General features: G+C 53.8%; 15 protein-coding genes. 11 read left to right on the top strand and 4 right to left on the bottom strand.

What is annotated here, in order from left to right; all coding sequences use genetic code 11:
• Window positions 1-172: 172 nt before the first annotated feature.
• Window positions 173-1,444, bottom strand: coding sequence for an O-acetylhomoserine aminocarboxypropyltransferase/cysteine synthase family protein (locus RHM61_RS08310; protein ID WP_322250655.1), 1,272 nt, complete (start codon window positions 1,442-1,444; stop codon window positions 173-175).
• A gap of 436 nt (window positions 1,445-1,880) precedes the next feature.
• Here RHM61_RS08310 and minC point away from each other — a divergent pair, with 436 nt between their 5' ends.
• From minC to RHM61_RS08255, 11 genes are all read left to right on the top strand, one after another.
• Complete coding sequence (gene minC, locus RHM61_RS08305; protein WP_322250654.1) at window positions 1,881-2,627, top strand: septum site-determining protein MinC; 747 nt, start codon at window positions 1,881-1,883, stop codon at window positions 2,625-2,627.
• A gap of 56 nt (window positions 2,628-2,683) precedes the next feature.
• On the top strand, window positions 2,684-3,499 hold the full coding sequence (minD, locus tag RHM61_RS08300) for a septum site-determining protein MinD (protein ID WP_322250653.1): 816 nt from the start codon (window positions 2,684-2,686) through the stop codon (window positions 3,497-3,499).
• 1 nt (window position 3,500) lies between these two features.
• Window positions 3,501-3,752: a cell division topological specificity factor MinE gene (minE, locus tag RHM61_RS08295; RefSeq protein ID WP_322250652.1), complete on the top strand. Its 252-nt coding sequence runs from the start codon at window positions 3,501-3,503 to the stop codon at window positions 3,750-3,752.
• Between the two features lie 261 nt (window positions 3,753-4,013).
• Window positions 4,014-4,706, top strand: coding sequence for a response regulator transcription factor (locus tag RHM61_RS08290; protein ID WP_322250651.1), 693 nt, complete (start codon window positions 4,014-4,016; stop codon window positions 4,704-4,706).
• Between the two features lie 55 nt (window positions 4,707-4,761).
• Window positions 4,762-6,453, top strand: coding sequence for a FecR domain-containing protein (locus RHM61_RS08285; protein ID WP_322250650.1), 1,692 nt, complete (start codon window positions 4,762-4,764; stop codon window positions 6,451-6,453).
• Between the two features lie 9 nt (window positions 6,454-6,462).
• On the top strand, window positions 6,463-8,859 hold the full coding sequence (locus RHM61_RS08280; protein WP_322250649.1) for a CHASE2 domain-containing protein: 2,397 nt from the start codon (window positions 6,463-6,465) through the stop codon (window positions 8,857-8,859).
• Window positions 8,860-8,941: 82 nt separating this feature from the next.
• Complete coding sequence (gene hemA / locus RHM61_RS08275; protein WP_322250648.1) at window positions 8,942-10,231, top strand: glutamyl-tRNA reductase; 1,290 nt, start codon at window positions 8,942-8,944, stop codon at window positions 10,229-10,231.
• Window positions 10,232-10,336: 105 nt separating this feature from the next.
• Window positions 10,337-11,416 carry a peptide chain release factor 1 gene (gene prfA, locus RHM61_RS08270; RefSeq protein WP_322250647.1) on the top strand — a complete coding sequence of 360 codons (1,080 nt, stop codon included), beginning with the start codon at window positions 10,337-10,339 and terminating at the stop codon, window positions 11,414-11,416.
• A 105-nt stretch (window positions 11,417-11,521) separates the two neighbouring features.
• Window positions 11,522-12,022 carry a disulfide bond formation protein B gene (locus tag RHM61_RS08265; protein ID WP_322250646.1) on the top strand — a complete coding sequence of 167 codons (501 nt, stop codon included), beginning with the start codon at window positions 11,522-11,524 and terminating at the stop codon, window positions 12,020-12,022.
• Window positions 12,022-12,861, top strand: a complete 840-nt coding sequence (gene prmC, locus RHM61_RS08260) for a peptide chain release factor N(5)-glutamine methyltransferase (protein ID WP_322250645.1) — start codon at window positions 12,022-12,024, stop codon at window positions 12,859-12,861. Before RHM61_RS08265 ends, prmC begins: the two co-directional genes overlap by 1 nt.
• Before the next feature lie 92 nt (window positions 12,862-12,953).
• Window positions 12,954-13,646 carry a coiled-coil domain-containing protein gene (locus RHM61_RS08255; RefSeq protein WP_322250644.1) on the top strand — a complete coding sequence of 231 codons (693 nt, stop codon included), beginning with the start codon at window positions 12,954-12,956 and terminating at the stop codon, window positions 13,644-13,646.
• Between the two features lie 103 nt (window positions 13,647-13,749).
• Here the strand turns inward: RHM61_RS08255 and RHM61_RS08250 are convergent, their stop codons facing one another.
• The 3 genes from RHM61_RS08250 to RHM61_RS08240 form a co-directional block, all read right to left on the bottom strand.
• Window positions 13,750-13,881 carry a hypothetical protein gene (locus tag RHM61_RS08250; RefSeq protein WP_322250643.1) on the bottom strand — a complete coding sequence of 44 codons (132 nt, stop codon included), beginning with the start codon at window positions 13,879-13,881 and terminating at the stop codon, window positions 13,750-13,752.
• A 105-nt stretch (window positions 13,882-13,986) separates the two neighbouring features.
• Window positions 13,987-14,523: a response regulator transcription factor gene (locus tag RHM61_RS08245; protein WP_322250642.1), complete on the bottom strand. Its 537-nt coding sequence runs from the start codon at window positions 14,521-14,523 to the stop codon at window positions 13,987-13,989.
• Window positions 14,524-14,537: 14 nt separating this feature from the next.
• Window positions 14,538-15,800, bottom strand: a complete 1,263-nt coding sequence (locus RHM61_RS08240; RefSeq protein WP_322251070.1) for an ATP-binding protein — start codon at window positions 15,798-15,800, stop codon at window positions 14,538-14,540.
• Between the last annotated feature and the right edge of the window lie 3 nt (window positions 15,801-15,803).

Here is a 15,803-nt window from a genome sequence, read left to right as displayed (position 1 = left end):
TTTACTTGCACACGCAGCACACTCACCGGTTTTGGTTTTTTTGATGGTTAATAGCATGTTCTTGTACGTCAAAAATATACCATCAAATACACTTTACGTAAATTTTTCCGTAGTTTTTTGCGCATGGCTGACGACGCAACGGGCCTTCCGCGGCGTCGTCAGCCGCAGCTCTTTAAGCGTGCTCGAGTGCCTGGGTCAAATCGACCAGCAAGTCATCAATGTGCTCTATGCCTATCGACAAACGCACCGTGTCTTCGGTCACGCCGGCCTTGGCCAGTTCGGCCGGATTAAGTTGCCTGTGGGTAGTACTGGCCGGATGGCAGGCCAGCGATTTGGCGTCGCCGATATTGACCAGTCGCGTAAACAATTGCAAAGCATCTTGAAAACGCGCACCGGCCTCGCGACCACCGGCGAGGCCGAAGGTGAGGATGCCCGATGGTTTTCCTGCCAGATATTTTTGCGCTAAAGCATGATCTTTATGTTCGGGCAAACCGGCGTAATTGACCCATTTCACCTTGGCATGCGTTTGTAAATAATCGGCAATGCGACGCGTATTGTCGCAAATTCTGTCCATCCGTAAAGCCAGCGTTTCTATGCCTTGTAAGATCAAGAAAGCATTGAAAGGCGACAATGCCGCACCGGTATTGCGCAGGGGAACCACGCGTGCGCGGCCGATGTAGGCCGCATCGCCCAGCGCTTCGGTATACACCACGCCATGGTAAGAAACATCGGGCTCATTGAGGCGACGGAAACGTTGCGGGTACTTGGCCCATGGGAAACGACCGGAATCGACGATGATGCCGCCGATGGAATTACCATGTCCACCGAGGTATTTGGTCAAGGAGTGCACGACGATATCGGCACCGAATTCAATCGGACGCAGCAGATACGGCGAGGCCACGGTATTGTCGATGATCAGCGGAATGCCGTGTTGATGGGCGATATCGGCCAAAGCCGCGATATCGGTAATATTACCCAAGGGATTGCCGATCGATTCGGCGTAAATCGCCTTGGTTTTTTCGTCGATCAAGGCGGCGAACGAAGCCGGATCAGCAGCATCGGCGAAGCGCGTTTCGATGCCGAACTGAGGAAAGGTATGCGCGAACAGGTTATAAGTGCCGCCATAGAGCGTCGCCGCTGAGACGATATTGTCACCGGCTTCGGCGATGGTTTGAATCGCATAGGTGATGGCCGCTTGACCTGAGGCCAGCGCGAGGCCGGCTAAACCACCTTCGAGCGCCGCCACACGTTTTTCCAAGACATCGTTGGTGGGATTGGTAATGCGCGAATAGATATTACCCGGCACTTTGAGATCAAACAAATCGGCACCGTGTTGAGTGCTGTCAAAAGCGTATGCCACCGTCTGATAAATTGGTACGGCCACGGCGCGCGTGGTCGGATCGGGCGTATAGCCGCCATGTACGGCTAGCGTTTCAAGTTTCATCAAGGTGCTCCGGCAGGGTTGGTGGGTAATCGGGTATCGGTTTAATCATAAGAAACACTGTAGCCAGACGCAAGGAAATATTTGCACCTTAGATATCTGTTTTTCTTCTGCCGCAGCATAAAATGCGCGCTGATGATCACATTCGTATAAGCTTCCCTCGCATTCTGTCGGCAGAGGAAAAACATTTCCAAGTAGAATTTATTTGATGATTTGCTTTGATTCTTACGTTTTTAAGCCCTTTTGGGCTCATATTCGCCAATGTTTCCAACAATGTGTGCATATTTTTGCAATCCTGCTCATCACTTGGTAGGATAGGCCCTGTATTTAAGTATTACCGCATTACATTCGTAAGCGCATTCTTCTCGCTTTCTTGAAGTTGACTTCAGACTCGAGGTAGAGTGATCTGGCAACAGTTCTTCTTTTTACCCTTGGACCCATGCAAAACAGTCTGATGCGCAAGCCTATAGAAATAAAAATTTCCACTGTCGTCGCTGTTGCCATACTCTTACATCAGGCTGCGACCCCGATACTGGAAGCGGCACTCAAGGAAATGTGCGCCGGTTCACCCGATTTTTTCGACAATGAGTTCGCCGTCATCGATGTCGAAAGTATTGCCGATACCAGTCTCGACTGGGATGTGCTGATCCCTTTGTTCAAGTCTTACGGTTTGCACACGGTGGCGGTTCGCCATGCGCGTGAGGAAGACCATGCGGCGATTCGCGCCCACGGTTTAGCCATCGATGTGGTTGCCAAACCACGGATGGAAAGCGAATTGCTGGCAGCAGCGCAGCGCCAGGCGACACCGGCACCAGCACCCGAGCCGCAAGTCATCATTCGCAATAATCCGGCGCTGGTGATCGATACGCCGGTGCGGGCCGGCCAGCGGATTTATGCCCGTGGGGCTGATTTGATCATCACGGCCGCGGTCAATAACGGTGCCGAGGTCATTGCCGACGGCAGCATCCATATTTACGCCCCCTTGCGTGGTCGCGCACTGGCCGGTGCCACCGGCAACACCGAGGCACGCATCTTCGCACTGACGATGGAGCCGGAACTGGTGTCGATTGCCGGTATTTATCGAACTTTTGAGCACGGCTATCCGGAATTGCCGGCCAAGTATCCGGTACAAGTCCGCTTAAATGGCGACAGTATTGAAGTATCATCGGTGAAATCAAGCGGTTAATGCTTTATATTGCAATTATTATTACTATTCTGTTCGGATAGAAAAAGGAGTTTTTTGTGGCAAGAATCATCGTTGTAACATCTGGCAAGGGCGGGGTCGGCAAAACCACATCAAGTGCGAGCTTTGCTTCCGGCTTGGCTATGCGCGGACATAAAACTGCGGTACTCGATTTTGACGTCGGCCTGCGCAATCTCGATCTGATCATGGGCTGTGAACGCCGCGTGGTCTACGATCTGGTCAATGTCATCAGTGGCGAAGCGACCCTCAATCAAGCTCTGATCAAGGATAAGCACTGCGACAATCTGTTCATTTTGCCGGCTTCGCAAACGCGCGATAAAGATGCCCTCACCGAAGAGGGCGTGGAACGCGTGCTCAACGATCTGATCAAAATGGATTTCGAATTCATCGTCTGCGACTCCCCCGCTGGAATCGAACGCGGTGCCGTGATGGCTTTGACCTTTGCCGACGAAGCCGTGGTCGTGACCAATCCGGAAGTGTCGTCGGTACGTGATTCGGATCGGATTCTCGGTATCATTCAAGCGAAGTCGAAGCGCGCCCAAGCCGGTGGTGAACCGGTCAAAGAGCATCTGTTGATCACCCGCTATTCTCCGAAACGCGTCGAAGCCGGCGAAATGCTGTCGTATACGGATGTCCAGGAAATCCTGCGGATACCGCTGATCGGTGTGATTCCTGAATCGGAAGCAGTATTGCACGCATCCAACCAAGGCAACCCGGCCATACATATGAAGGGCACGGATGTTTCCGATGCTTATGAAGACGTGGTGTCACGTTTCCTCGGCCAGGAAGTCCCCTTGCGTTTCATTACGTATGAAAAACCAGGATTGCTACAGCGCATTTTCGGAGGTAAATAAAATGGCTTTGCTTTCTTTTTTATTCAATACCAAACCCAAAACGGCCAATATGGCCAAAGAACGTTTGCAGATCATTATTGCTCGTGAGCGTACTGGCCGCGATGGTTATGATTTTTTACCGGCCTTGCGTGAAGAATTGATTGCTGTCATTTCGAAGTACACCAAGGTCAGCCCCGAAGACATCAAAGTGTCATTGGACAGACAAGGCGATTTGGAAGTGCTCGACGTCAATGTCGTTTTGCCAGAGTTATAAATTTCCACACGCTTCCCTGAGTTCGTATCCTGCCTGCGGCAGCGATACGACCGCATAGCAGGATGCTGCAATAGTAGTTTATTTTCCATGCGGCAATAAATTCAGCCCTAAAGTCTGGCTTGGCGCACAGCCCACACTACAAGGCAACGAATAAGATCGCCTTTCGCTGACATTTTTTCACATTTCTAAGATTTCCTCCTTGCTTTCGATATAATGAGAAGCATCACTTTTTCAATTGCCGAACTTTAACGGTAACTACCCATGCGAATCGCTGTACTCGACGACGACAATAATTTGCTCGAACTGGTCTGCACTATCCTCAATGCAGCTGGTCATACTTGCCATCCGTTTTTGAGTGGAAAAGAAATGTTGCACCAACTGCGACGTGAAAGTTACGACATGCTCATTCTCGACTGGCAAGTGCCAGATTTGAATGGCACCGAAATTTTGCACTGGGTGCGGGAAAAGCTCTCGCCGACTTTACCAGTGCTGTTCATGACCAGCCGCTCCGGTGAAGACGATATTGTCGCCGGCCTCGCTGCTGGTGCCGATGATTACATGATCAAACCGATACGCCGCAGCGAATTAGTTGCTCGTGTTCGAGCACTGCTGCGACGCGCGTATCCGACGCAAACGGCGTCGGAACATTTGCAATTCGGTGCTTACAAATTCGAAACACGTGCCGGACGCTTGAGCGTCAACGATGTGGCGGTTGAAATGACGCAGAAAGAATTCGATCTGGCATTATTGCTGTTCCGCAACCTCGGCCGACCGCTGTCGCGCGCCTACATTCTTGAAGCAGTCTGGTCGCGCGATGTCGATATTCCCTCGCGCACCATGGATACCCATATTTCCAGAGTGCGCAGCAAACTTGAACTCCGACCCGAGAATGGCTATCGCCTCGCGCCCGTCTACAGTTATGGCTACCGTCTCGAACAAGTCACCGCAGAATAAATTTTCCGGGTCAGCGTAGCTGACCCGGATTGCATTTACCCTACAGGACCGTATCATGAATTCCCCCACCATCTTATATTTGCGCGGCACACCAGTGCGCCTCGCGCTGCTGGTTTGCTGTTTATTGCCTCTGGCAGCCAACGCGGCCGACAGCGCCAAGCCACCAGGTAGCGTGCTAGCAACGCCACCGGATATGACGTATTTCGCCAAAGCCGGCGACACACTCTCGGCGATTGCGTTGCGCTTCACCGAAAAATTGCAAAACTGGACGATCCTGAGCAAACGCAACCACATCGGCGATGACCGTAGCATACCGGTTGGTACCGCCATCTTGATTCCCTTGGAATTGTTGCCGGAAGAAGCAAGCCAAGCACGTGTGGTGGCGCTGGCCGGCAATCCGCAACGCATCAATGGCGATGAAACCCGATTGAAGGTCGGCAGCATCGTTACGGAAGGCACACAAATCAGTACCGGTGCCGATGGCTTTGTCACCCTCGCGCTCGAAGATGGTTCACGGATTTCGATTCCCTCTAACAGTCGCATCGTCTTGACCACCTTGCGGAAAACTAAGTATACCGCCAGCCCACGCACGGCCATCAGCTTGACTGAAGGCAAAGTCGAATCGCGGGTGGCCAAATTAAGCGAGAATAAAGGTCGCTTTGAAGTCCGCTCGCCCTTGGCGCTGGCCGGGGTACGCGGCACGCATTTCCGCGTCGGCATCCTTGCCGATGGCACGGCCAACGAGGTACTCGAAGGGGCCGTGGCGGTCGATCAAGCTGAACACGCGCTCAAGTCTGCCTTAGTGTTGCCGGCAGGCAGCGGCAACATCATCGGTCGCAGCCGTATCGGCCCCTCGCTCGCCTTGCTGGCGGCCCCGACACTCGAGGCCGCGAGCTTGCTGCAAATCCGCCCGACGCTTAATTTTCACGCTATACCACTGGCCGCGGCACAGGCGTATCATGTACAAATTGCGCGTGATGCGCAGGCCTTGGACGTGATGATGGAAAACACTTTCACTCAGCCGCATTTCAAATTTGACGGCTTGCCGGATGGGCAGTATTTCATCCGTCTTAGCGCGATCGATCAGCACGGCCTTGAAGGCTTTCCAATGACGGCGGCATTCACCCTCAAAGCCCGTCCGGAACCACCGTTTCCGTTAACTCCAAAAAACAAGCAACGCGCGGCACAAACTGACTTTTCCTGGACCGAAGCCAGCGCGGCCGAGGCTTACCACTTGCAAGTGGCGCGCGATCGCGAATTCAACGATGTCGTGCTCGATGAGCCGGCACTCAAACAGCTCAGTTTCAGCACCGACAAGCTGGCTGATGGCAGCTATTTCTGGCGCATCGCTACCGTGATCAACGCAGCCAAGCCCGATCAAGGCCCGTACAGCGATCCCGAAGCATTTCAAAAATTACCCGCGCCGGCCGCACCAACGGTCGGCGACACCAACGGCAGCGAGATGGCCTTGAGTTGGGCGGCGGAAGCCGGTCAGACCTTTCTCATCGAGATGTCCAGTGATCCGAAATTTTCGCAGTTGTTCCTGTCACGCGAATTGAGCACGGCCGAATTGAAAATTCCGCGACCTCCGGCGGGGGTCTATTATTTGCGCGTGCGTGCCACCGATGCCGATGGCTATGTCGCGGCCTTCACGGCCACGCAAAAGCTGTACATTCCGGCGCGCTGGACCAGCAGTGATGGCAGCGCCATCGTATCCGGCAACGGCAACGTCGGCACCGGTTTCTGATCGCGCGCCATGGCAGCTAGCCCAGCAACCGAACGCATCGCACGACGCGAGTGGCTGCTGCTCGGGGTCTTACTGCTGAGCCTGTGTGCGGCAGTGAGTGGTCTGAAAAATCTTGCGCGCATCGACCTCGGGCTGTACGACCGTGCCATGCAACTGATGCCGCAGCCGGCACGCAGCGATATCATCCTCATCGGCATCGATGACTACAGTTTGGCAGAACTCGGCAAATGGCCATGGCCGCGCCAGCGTCATGCCGATTTGCTCAAGCAACTCCATGCCACCGAAGCCAAAGCCATCGGCTTTGATATCCTCTTCAATGAAAGCGAGACCAGTGCCGGCGATCTGCCATTGGGTGGCGATCAGGCGCTGGCACAAGCGCTCATAGAAAGCAACAAAGTCGTACTGCCCTTGGTATCCTCGAGCGTAGGCAATGGCCTGCAAGTCAGCCGACCGATTGCCTTGTTGGCCGACGCGGCACGCGAGCTTGGTCATATTCATCTGGAACTCGATGCCGACGGCGTCGCCCGCAGCGTATTTTTACGTGAGGGCAGCCAAGGCCAGTGGTGGCCGCATTTTGCTCTGGCACTCAAAGATGTGGGACAACAAGCCGCCGTCGGTACCGAGCGCTATTTACCGGGACAACGCAGGCCCGCGGCGGCCCGCGAGGCGACGCCGAGCAGCGGTGCCTGGCAACGCGACTATCAGATGCACATTGCTTTTTCCGGCGGACATGGTCATTTCCAAGCGGTGCCGTATGTATCGGTATTGCGTGGTGAAGTACCGGCGCGCTTTTTCAAAGATAAATATATACTGATCGGTGCCACCGCCGCCGGCATGGCCGATTCCTTTCCGACCCCAGTATCAGGCACGACCGGCGTCGTCTCGGGCATAGAGATCAACGCCAACATCTTGGCCAGTCTGCTCGATGAACGTGCAATCCGGTTCGCCGACACCAGCGACACCATGCTGTACAACTTGCTGCCAGTACTGCTGGCCTTACTGAGCTTGCGCTGGATGTCGCCGCGTCAGGCCTTGCTGAGCATCGTCGTACTGTTTGCCGTCACCTTGCTGGTAGCTTACTTGGCCTTGCGGTTTGCCGGTCTCTGGCTGGCACCGTCGGCCGCTTTGCTGGTGTTACTGATTGCTTATCCGCTCTGGAGTTGGCGGCGTTTGGAAGCCGCAATCAATTATCTCGGCGAGGAATTCGACTTGCTCGAACAAGAGCCGCATCTGCTGCCGGAATTCAATGATGAGATAGCTGTGGTGCGCAGCACTGATGCTCTGGAACAGAAAATTAATCTGATGCGTGTCGCCGCCGGCCGCGTGCGTGATTTGCGTCAATTTGTCAGCGACAGCTTGGCCAGTCTGCCCGATGCGACTCTGGTTACCACGGTCGATGGCAACGTCTTATTGTCGAACCAAGCGGCGCGCAGCTATTTCCTCAGTTTGGGCTTCCCACAAGTGGATGATTCTTTACTGCCTTATTTGTTCGCCTCGATGACACCGCCGCAAGACCGCAGCGCCGACCCGACCCACAGTTTCAGTTGGTGGGATATCCTTGACCTGCAACATACTCAAAATATGCAGCAAGGCATAGAGGTACGCGATCCTCAGCAGCATGATATGTTAATCAAGAGCGCGCCTTGCTATAACGCACAGCATCGCCTGATCGGCTGGATCGTCAGTTTGCTCGATCTGACCGCCATCCGCGCCGCCGAGCGCAGCCGCGATGAGACTTTGCATTTCATTTCGCATGATATGCGCGCGCCACAAGCATCGATTCTGGCTCTATTGGAATTGCAAAAAGATGCCGCTACCGCCTTGCCGGCCGAAGAATTCATGCTGCGCATAGAAAAAGCTTCACGCATCACCTTGGCTCTGGCCGATAATTTTGTGCAATTAGCACGCGCAGAATCACAGGATTATCGTTTTGAAGAGATGGATTTTCAAGATGTCTTGCTCGATGCCAGCGAAGAAATGTGGTCCTTAGCGCGCAGCAAAAACATCCGCATCGACACCAAAGTCGACGGTGCTGACTTTCCGGTACGGATAGACCGCAGTCTGATGACACGGACACTGACGAACTTGCTCTCGAATGCCATCAAATATAGTCCACGCGATACGACGATCACTTGTGCGCTGTCAATAAAACAAGAATTGGCGCACCGAGAAATTCTTTGCCGCATCAGCGACCAAGGCTATGGCATCCCGCGCGCCGAGCAAAGCCGCTTGTTTCAACGGTTTCAGCGCATCAGCCATGGCGAGCAACCGAAAAACGATGGAGTGGGCTTGGGCATGGTGTTTGTCAAAGCTGTACTCGACCGCCACCACGCACAGATCAGTGTGACCAGCGCGCCCAACGAGGGTAGCAGCTTTCTGATCACCCTCCCTGCATCCGACCTTTGAGCTGGATCAAACATGGGGAAATGAAATATCTCTGCTACTACGCGCTATAATGGTGGCTTAATTCTCGTTGGCTCACTATTGCATGCAACTCACTGCCGTCGGACTCAACCATACGACTGCGCCGCTGTCACTGCGCGAAAAAGTCGCCTTCCCGCCCGAGCAAATTGCGCTGGCGGTGGCGGCAGCGCGGGCATGGTTTGGTAATCAGTCCGCCTTGGTAGGCACTTCCGCACGCAATAATGAGGCAGCAATCTTGTCTACCTGCAACCGCACCGAGTTATATGCGGCCTGCGCGGCGAGCAATCCAATTGATGCCACCGCACATTTTTTAGCCGATTATCATCACTTGCCTTACGCCGATCTGCGTCCGCACTTGTACACATTGCCGCAAGATAATGCCGTGCGCCATGCCTTTCGCGTCGCCTCCGGGCTGGATTCGATGGTGCTTGGCGAGCCGCAAATACTGGGGCAAATGAAAGATGCTGTCCGTCAAGCCGATGCGGCCGGCGGACTCGGCACCTATCTGCACCAAATGTTTCAGCGTACTTTTGCCGTCGCCAAGGAAGTCCGCAGCAATACGGAAATCGGTGCGCACAGCGTATCGATGGCGGCCGCTGCGGTACGTTTGTCGCAACGCATTTTCGATAAAATTTCCGACCAACATGTGCTCTTCATTGGTGCCGGCGAAATGATAGAACTCTGTGCCACGCACTTTGCGGCACAAAATCCAAAGTCGCTGACGATCGCCAACCGCACTCTTGAGCGTGGCGAAACCTTGGCGCATCGTTTCAATGGTCAGGCGATACGCTTAGCGGATTTACCGCAACAATTGGCGCAATTCGATATTATTATTTCTTGTACGGCATCTTCGCTGCCCATCATCGGCCTCGGCTTGGTCGAACGCGTAATCAAAGCGCGCAAACATCGGCCGGTGTTCATGGTCGACTTGGCCGTGCCGCGTGATATAGAAGCCGAAGTTGCCCAACTCGATGATGTGTTTTTGTATACCGTCGACGACCTCGGCAGCGTGGTACAGACCGGAATTGAAGGGCGACAAGCAGCGGTCGTGCAAGCGGAAGCCATTATCGAAACCCGGGTGCAATCGTTCATGCACTGGCTCGATGGGCGTGCCGTCGTGCCCTTGATTCAAGACTTACAAGAAAGCAGTGAACAACTGCGCCTTGGCGAACTCGAACGGGCGCGCAAAATGTTGGCGCGCGGTGACGATATCGATGCCGTACTCGAAGCGCTTTCCAAAGGCATCACTGCCAAATTCCTCCATGGCCCGCAACAGGCCCTGCACCAAGCCAGCGGCGATGAACGCGCCCGTTTGGCGGCAGTGTTACCGCAATTATTCCGCACCCGCCGTTAGCGACGTATACTGTGCCCTGCCGCCTTGTTGCGGCCCTTACTGTTGCCAAGCCAAAGCGACAGCGCCCGGCCACCGTCGGACTTTACCCTTTTCTGCAGGCCCCGTATGAAACCCTCTTTGCTTTCCAAACTAGATCAACTCGCTCTACGCCTTGATGAAGTTGGCCATTTACTGATGCAAGAAAATGTCACCGCTGATATGGAAACGTATCGCAAACTCACTCGTGAGCATGCCGAGCTCGACCCCTTGGTGGCACTGTACAAAAACTATCTGCAAGCGCAAGCCAATCTGGAAGAAGCGCAAGATATGCTCAGCGACCCCGATATGAAAGCCTTCGCCCTCGATGAAATCGAACTGGCAAAAGCCAGCATGAGCACGCTAGAGAGTGAATTACAGAAAATGTTGTTGCCGAAAGATCCTAATGACGAGCGCAACATTTTGTTGGAAATACGCGCCGGTACCGGCGGTGATGAAGCCGCGCTGTTTGCCGGTGACTTGCTACGCATGTACAGTCGCTATGCCGAACGTAATCGCTGGCAAGTCGAAATGATGTCTGAATCTCCCTCAGAACTGGGGGGTTACAAAGAAGTCATCGTGCGTATCGCCGGTGCCGGGGCCTATTCCAAACTCAAATTTGAATCAGGTGGTCATCGTGTGCAACGGGTACCGACCACCGAAACCCAAGGCCGTATTCACACTTCGGCCTGCACTGTGGCCGTGATGCCGGAAGCCGATGAACTGGCCGATGTCATCATCAATAATGCCGACCTACGTATCGATACCTTCCGCGCCAGTGGTGCAGGTGGGCAACATATCAATAAAACCGACTCGGCCGTGCGACTGACGCATCTGCCGACCGGTATCGTGGTCGAATGCCAAGATGGTCGCAGTCAACATCAAAACAAAGCACAGGCGCTGCGCGTGTTAGCCACGCGCATCATGGATGGCCAATTGCGCGAGAAACAAGCCAAGGAAGCGGCCACTCGCAAAAGTTTGATCGGCTCCGGCGACCGCAGCGAACGTATCCGCACCTATAATTTCCCGCAAGGTCGCCTGAGTGATCATCGTATCAATCTGACGCTGTACAAACTCGACTTCATCATGGATGGTGATTTGAGCGAATTAAGCAATACCCTCATCGCCGAGCACCAAGCCGAGTTACTGGCTGAATTAGGCGAACAATAAATACTTCGGGGCAAGCCTATCCTCGCTAACCTGAGCCTTCGCGTGAGCATACGCTTTTAAAAGAGTGTAAGCTGGCAACCGCTCTCATTTTCCGGACGACCCTCCATGCATTCTTCGAAACCTGTTTTACTCGGCATTGCCACCGTTTGCGTCGCACTCATCGCTGCTGCACTGTATCTGCAAGTGGTCAAGCACATGCTGCCTTGCCCTTGGTGCGTGATGCAGCGCTATGCTTTTCTCGCCATTGCCCTGTTTTGCTTAATCGCCGCGGCCATGCCGCGCGGTGCGCGCCGCGTCAGTATTGGCTTGGCAACGCTGGCGGCTTTCACCGGCGTAGGGATGGCGGCCAAACATGTACATTTATTGGCCAACCCGGAATTATCATGTGGCATCGATCCGCTGGAAACCGGCCTTAATAAAATTTTTCTTTCGCAGTGGTGGCCGACCCTGTTCCGTGCCGACGGTTTGTGCGATACCCCCTACCCGCCTACCCTCGGGTTGTCGGTGCCGGCGTGGGCGCTGTTATGGTTTTGCGCTATTACAATAACTTTGCTTTTTCTGTTTTTCTCGCGTGAAAAAACCGGCTTGTTTGGACGGCACCGCTGATGCAGTACTGCGTGCCCGTTCCGGCCAGCGTTGCCGCCTGCGAACGCAGTGCGCCACTTGAGCGGCTCGAGGCGCGCAGCTTACTCATGCATGCCAGCGGCCTGTCACGGATTGAATTGATCACGCGCTCGGAAACCCTGCTCAGTACCAGCCAAGCGGCGCAATTTGAAGCCTTGGTAAGGCGGCGGCAAGCCGGTGAACCGATCGCCTACCTGACTGGCAGGCGCGAATTTTACGGGCTGTCTTTTCACACCACGCCGGCAGTATTGATCCCGCGCGCCGATACCGAATTATTAGTCGACTTGGCCTTGGCCCACGCGGCACCGCATTCCACCCTGCTCGACCTGGGTACTGGCTCCGGTGCCATCGCCATTGCTATCGCCAGCCAACGCAGCGATTTGAGCGTGACGGCGCTCGATCGTAGCATGGCGGCGCTCGATGTAGCACGCCAGAATGCGCAAGAACTGCTGCCACAGACCGAACTCGAACTGCTGCACAGTGATTGGTTTGCTGCCGTCAGCACTCGCCGCTTCGCAAGCATCGTCAGCAACCCACCCTATATCGTCGCCGGCGACCCCCATCTGAGCCAAGGCGATTTGCGCTTTGAACCGCTCGATGCACTGACCGATCATGGCGATGGTTTGCTCGCTTACCGTCACATCATCGGTGCTGCACGCGCCCATCTCAGTCCCGACGGTTGGCTCTTGCTCGAACACGGCTACGACCAAGCTGCCGCCGTGCGCGATTTGCTGTCAGCGGCTGGCTTTACCTCAGTGAGCAGTTGGCGCGACCTGCCGGGCCACGAAAGAGTTTCCGGCGGACAAGCGCGCGCAGTCTGATCGACCGCTGGTCGGCAGCAGTTTTATTTTTCCGAAAAATTTCATACAATAGACTTATGAGCGCGATGAAATCGCGTTAGCTCGGAGTCTGTATGTCTACCTGTCTGTTTGATACGCTGAAAATGGTCGAATCTCTGGAAAATACCGGAGTGCCGACTAACCAAGCCAAAGTCCACGCAGCTTTACTGGTCGAAGCAATCGATGCCGAAGACAAAAAAATTACTGAACAATTTTGTCACAAGGTCGATATCGGGCAGTATTTCCTTGCGCTGCAAACCACCTTGAATAAGCTCGATGCACGGATGGATAAGCTCGAGACAAAAATTGATAATTTAGATGCAAAGATTGATCAAGTTGAGGCCAAACTCGATACAAAGATTGATCAAGTTGAGGCCAAACTCAGTGCAAAGATTGATCAAGTTGAGGCCAAACTCAGTGCAAAGATTGATCAAGTTGAGGCCAAACTCAATGCAAAGATTGATCAAGTTGAGGCCAAACTCGAGGCAAAGATTGATCAAGTTGAGGCCAAACTCGATACAAAGATTGATCAAGTTGAGGCCAAACTCGAGGCAAAAATTGATCACATTGAGTCCAGACTCGATGCAAAGATTGATAATCTGGAAGCCAGACTCGATGCAAAGATTGATAATCTGGAAGCCAGACTCGATGCCACAATCGATCAGAAAATTGCCGAGCTAAAAAGCGAATTAATACGCTGGGCCGTCGGCGTAGGGATACTGCAAACAAGCCTGATCGGCGGCTTGCTGATTAAATTAGTTCATTAAACAGTTCTGAACTGCATGTCACCACGCCCTGTAACGGATGCAGCGCTACACCGCGGCGACGCATGCCCATCGAGCGAGGCAGCGCGGTGTAGAAACAAGTCTGTCAGCTTGGCTTCCAAGCACCGCCGACTGCGGTAGAGTTGCTCTTTTTCGCATCTTTGGCCGCTTTCTTTTCTTTCGGCGACAATAAAGCTTGTTTCTTACTTTCTTTATTCGTTTTGACGACTTTACTCATGATCTTGCTCCTGAAAAAACACCAGCGAATGCAAGCGTTACCTTAGTATAGGCGATCAAGCCGCTTGCGCGCGGCTTAGATTGCAGACAATTGCCGGCACGGCGCTTATTTCACCTGTTGCTTGCCTAGTTTGCGCGCCAATGTGCGCCGATGCATACCGAGTCGGCGCGCCGCTTCTGAAATATTGAAGTCGGTTTCTACCAATACTTCATGAATGCGTTCCCATTCCAAGGTCTTGATCGAGGTCGCGCGCGCCGTCAATTCGGGCGCGGCAACGCCAGCAACATGCCCGAAAGCCATTTCGATGTCATCGGTATTGGAAGGCTTGGCCAAATACTGGCAGGCACCAAGCTTGACGGCTTCTACTGCGGTGGCAATGCTGGCAAAACCGGTCAGCACCACAATCAGCATGGCGGGATTATGCTGATGCAATAGCTGCACGCAAGCTAAGCCGGACGCATGACCGCTGATTTTCAAATCGACCACGGCATACTGCGGCTTATGCAGCAGCAGCAAGGCCTCGGTTTGTTCCAAGCTCACTGCATGCAGGACAGTATATTCGCGTCGTTCGAACGAGCGCACCAGCGTGCGGGCGAATGCGGTATCGTCTTCAATGATGAGCAACAGACGATGGGACGGCATAATACACTTACCTCTTATAAGATGAATCCTGACAAGGGTAGCAGAATCGTGACAATTGCGCCGGCGGTGCCGTTGCGCGCCTCAATCGTGCCACCTAATTTGCGCACCACATTGACGACAAAGAAGATTCCCAGCCCACTGCCGGGCCGCCCTTTGGTCGACTGATAAGGTTGACCTAGGGTATCGAGTATGGTCGAGGCAAACCCGGCACCATGATCACTGACGACGATTTGCAGTTGGCCATTGAGACAGGCGACCGCCAACGCCACCCAAGAAGGGGAAGCTTCGAGCGCATTGTCGAGCAAATTGCAGATCATTTGCTTGAGTACGGAATCGCTGACCATAGGTAGGTCATCGACAATTTGGTTATCGAAATAAAATTCAAGGACCGGACGTGTGGCGCGAAACTCCTCCACGACTTCGCGCACGAAAGTATGCAATGTGGTTTTGAGCGCCGACTCGCCACGTGCTTCACCAGCAGATAACAGAACGCCGCTGACTATGCTCTTGCAACGCTGTATCTGTCTTTGCATCTCGCTGATTTCTTCGAGCAGTTCCGGATCTTGGTTCAAGCTCGGCATGCGCCGCCAATCACCCAGTATGACCGCCAGCGTCGCCAGCGGTGTGCCGAGTTCATGGGCGGCACCGGAAGCGAGCAAACCCATCCTGACGATATGTTCCTCGGCGATGGCTTGCTGCTGCAGCATGGCCAGTTCGGCATCGCGACTGCGCAAATTGGCGCTGATACGAGTCAGAAAAAACACCAGCAGGGCAGCATTGAGCACGAAGCAAATGATCATGCCATCGCGGTATAACTCGGAAACACTGTTGAACTGTCCGGCCGGCCATTGTAGAGGGACATTGAAGAACGACAGCGCAAACAAGCAGGCACTGGTAATGACAACGATCAACCAAGTCGAACGCGCTTGCAACAACATGGCACCAAGAATGATCTGCAGCAGGTACAAAAAAGCGAAGGGATTACTGGTTCCGCCGCACAGATACAACTGTGCCGTCAGTATTGCCACGTCTACCAGCATGGCCAAAAACAATTCTCGATTCGAGACGCTGACCTCTTCATGCCAACGCAAGTGACTGCCGATATTAAAGGTAATCAACGCCGCCAAGACATATAGCAAAGGCAGCAAGGGCAACTGCATGCCGAAACCGAGCGTGACCAAGGCGATCGTCGACATTTGACCGAACACGGCAATCCAGCGCAGGTGTATCAGCTGCAACATGTTTTTATGACCGGTAGATCTGTCAAAACCGGGCATCAG

It is taken from the genome of Undibacterium sp. CCC3.4, assembly GCF_034347425.1.
Lineage (GTDB): Bacteria > Pseudomonadota > Gammaproteobacteria > Burkholderiales > Burkholderiaceae_D > Undibacterium.
The sequence above is the reverse complement of the archived record's forward strand: the minus strand, read 5'-3'. Positions and strand labels throughout refer to the sequence as shown.

Bases quoted from the DNA above. Each gene is read 5' to 3' on its own strand.
- RHM61_RS08310 (WP_322250655.1), bottom strand. From the start codon at position 1,444: ATGAAACTTGAAACGCTAGCCGTACATGGCGGCTATACGCCCGATCCG.
- minC (WP_322250654.1), top strand. From the start codon at position 1,881: ATGCAAAACAGTCTGATGCGCAAGCCTATAGAAATAAAAATTTCCACT.
- minE (WP_322250652.1), top strand. From the start codon at position 3,501: ATGGCTTTGCTTTCTTTTTTATTCAATACCAAACCCAAAACGGCCAAT.
- RHM61_RS08290 (WP_322250651.1), top strand. From the start codon at position 4,014: ATGCGAATCGCTGTACTCGACGACGACAATAATTTGCTCGAACTGGTC.
- RHM61_RS08285 (WP_322250650.1), top strand. From the start codon at position 4,762: ATGAATTCCCCCACCATCTTATATTTGCGCGGCACACCAGTGCGCCTC.
- RHM61_RS08280 (WP_322250649.1), top strand. From the start codon at position 6,463: ATGGCAGCTAGCCCAGCAACCGAACGCATCGCACGACGCGAGTGGCTG.
- hemA (WP_322250648.1), top strand. From the start codon at position 8,942: ATGCAACTCACTGCCGTCGGACTCAACCATACGACTGCGCCGCTGTCA.
- prfA (WP_322250647.1), top strand. From the start codon at position 10,337: ATGAAACCCTCTTTGCTTTCCAAACTAGATCAACTCGCTCTACGCCTT.
- RHM61_RS08265 (WP_322250646.1), top strand. From the start codon at position 11,522: ATGCATTCTTCGAAACCTGTTTTACTCGGCATTGCCACCGTTTGCGTC.
- prmC (WP_322250645.1), top strand. From the start codon at position 12,022: ATGCAGTACTGCGTGCCCGTTCCGGCCAGCGTTGCCGCCTGCGAACGC.
- RHM61_RS08255 (WP_322250644.1), top strand. From the start codon at position 12,954: ATGTCTACCTGTCTGTTTGATACGCTGAAAATGGTCGAATCTCTGGAA.
- RHM61_RS08250 (WP_322250643.1), bottom strand. From the start codon at position 13,881: ATGAGTAAAGTCGTCAAAACGAATAAAGAAAGTAAGAAACAAGCTTTA.
- RHM61_RS08245 (WP_322250642.1), bottom strand. From the start codon at position 14,523: ATGCCGTCCCATCGTCTGTTGCTCATCATTGAAGACGATACCGCATTC.
- RHM61_RS08240 (WP_322251070.1), bottom strand. From the start codon at position 15,800: ATGCCCGGTTTTGACAGATCTACCGGTCATAAAAACATGTTGCAGCTG.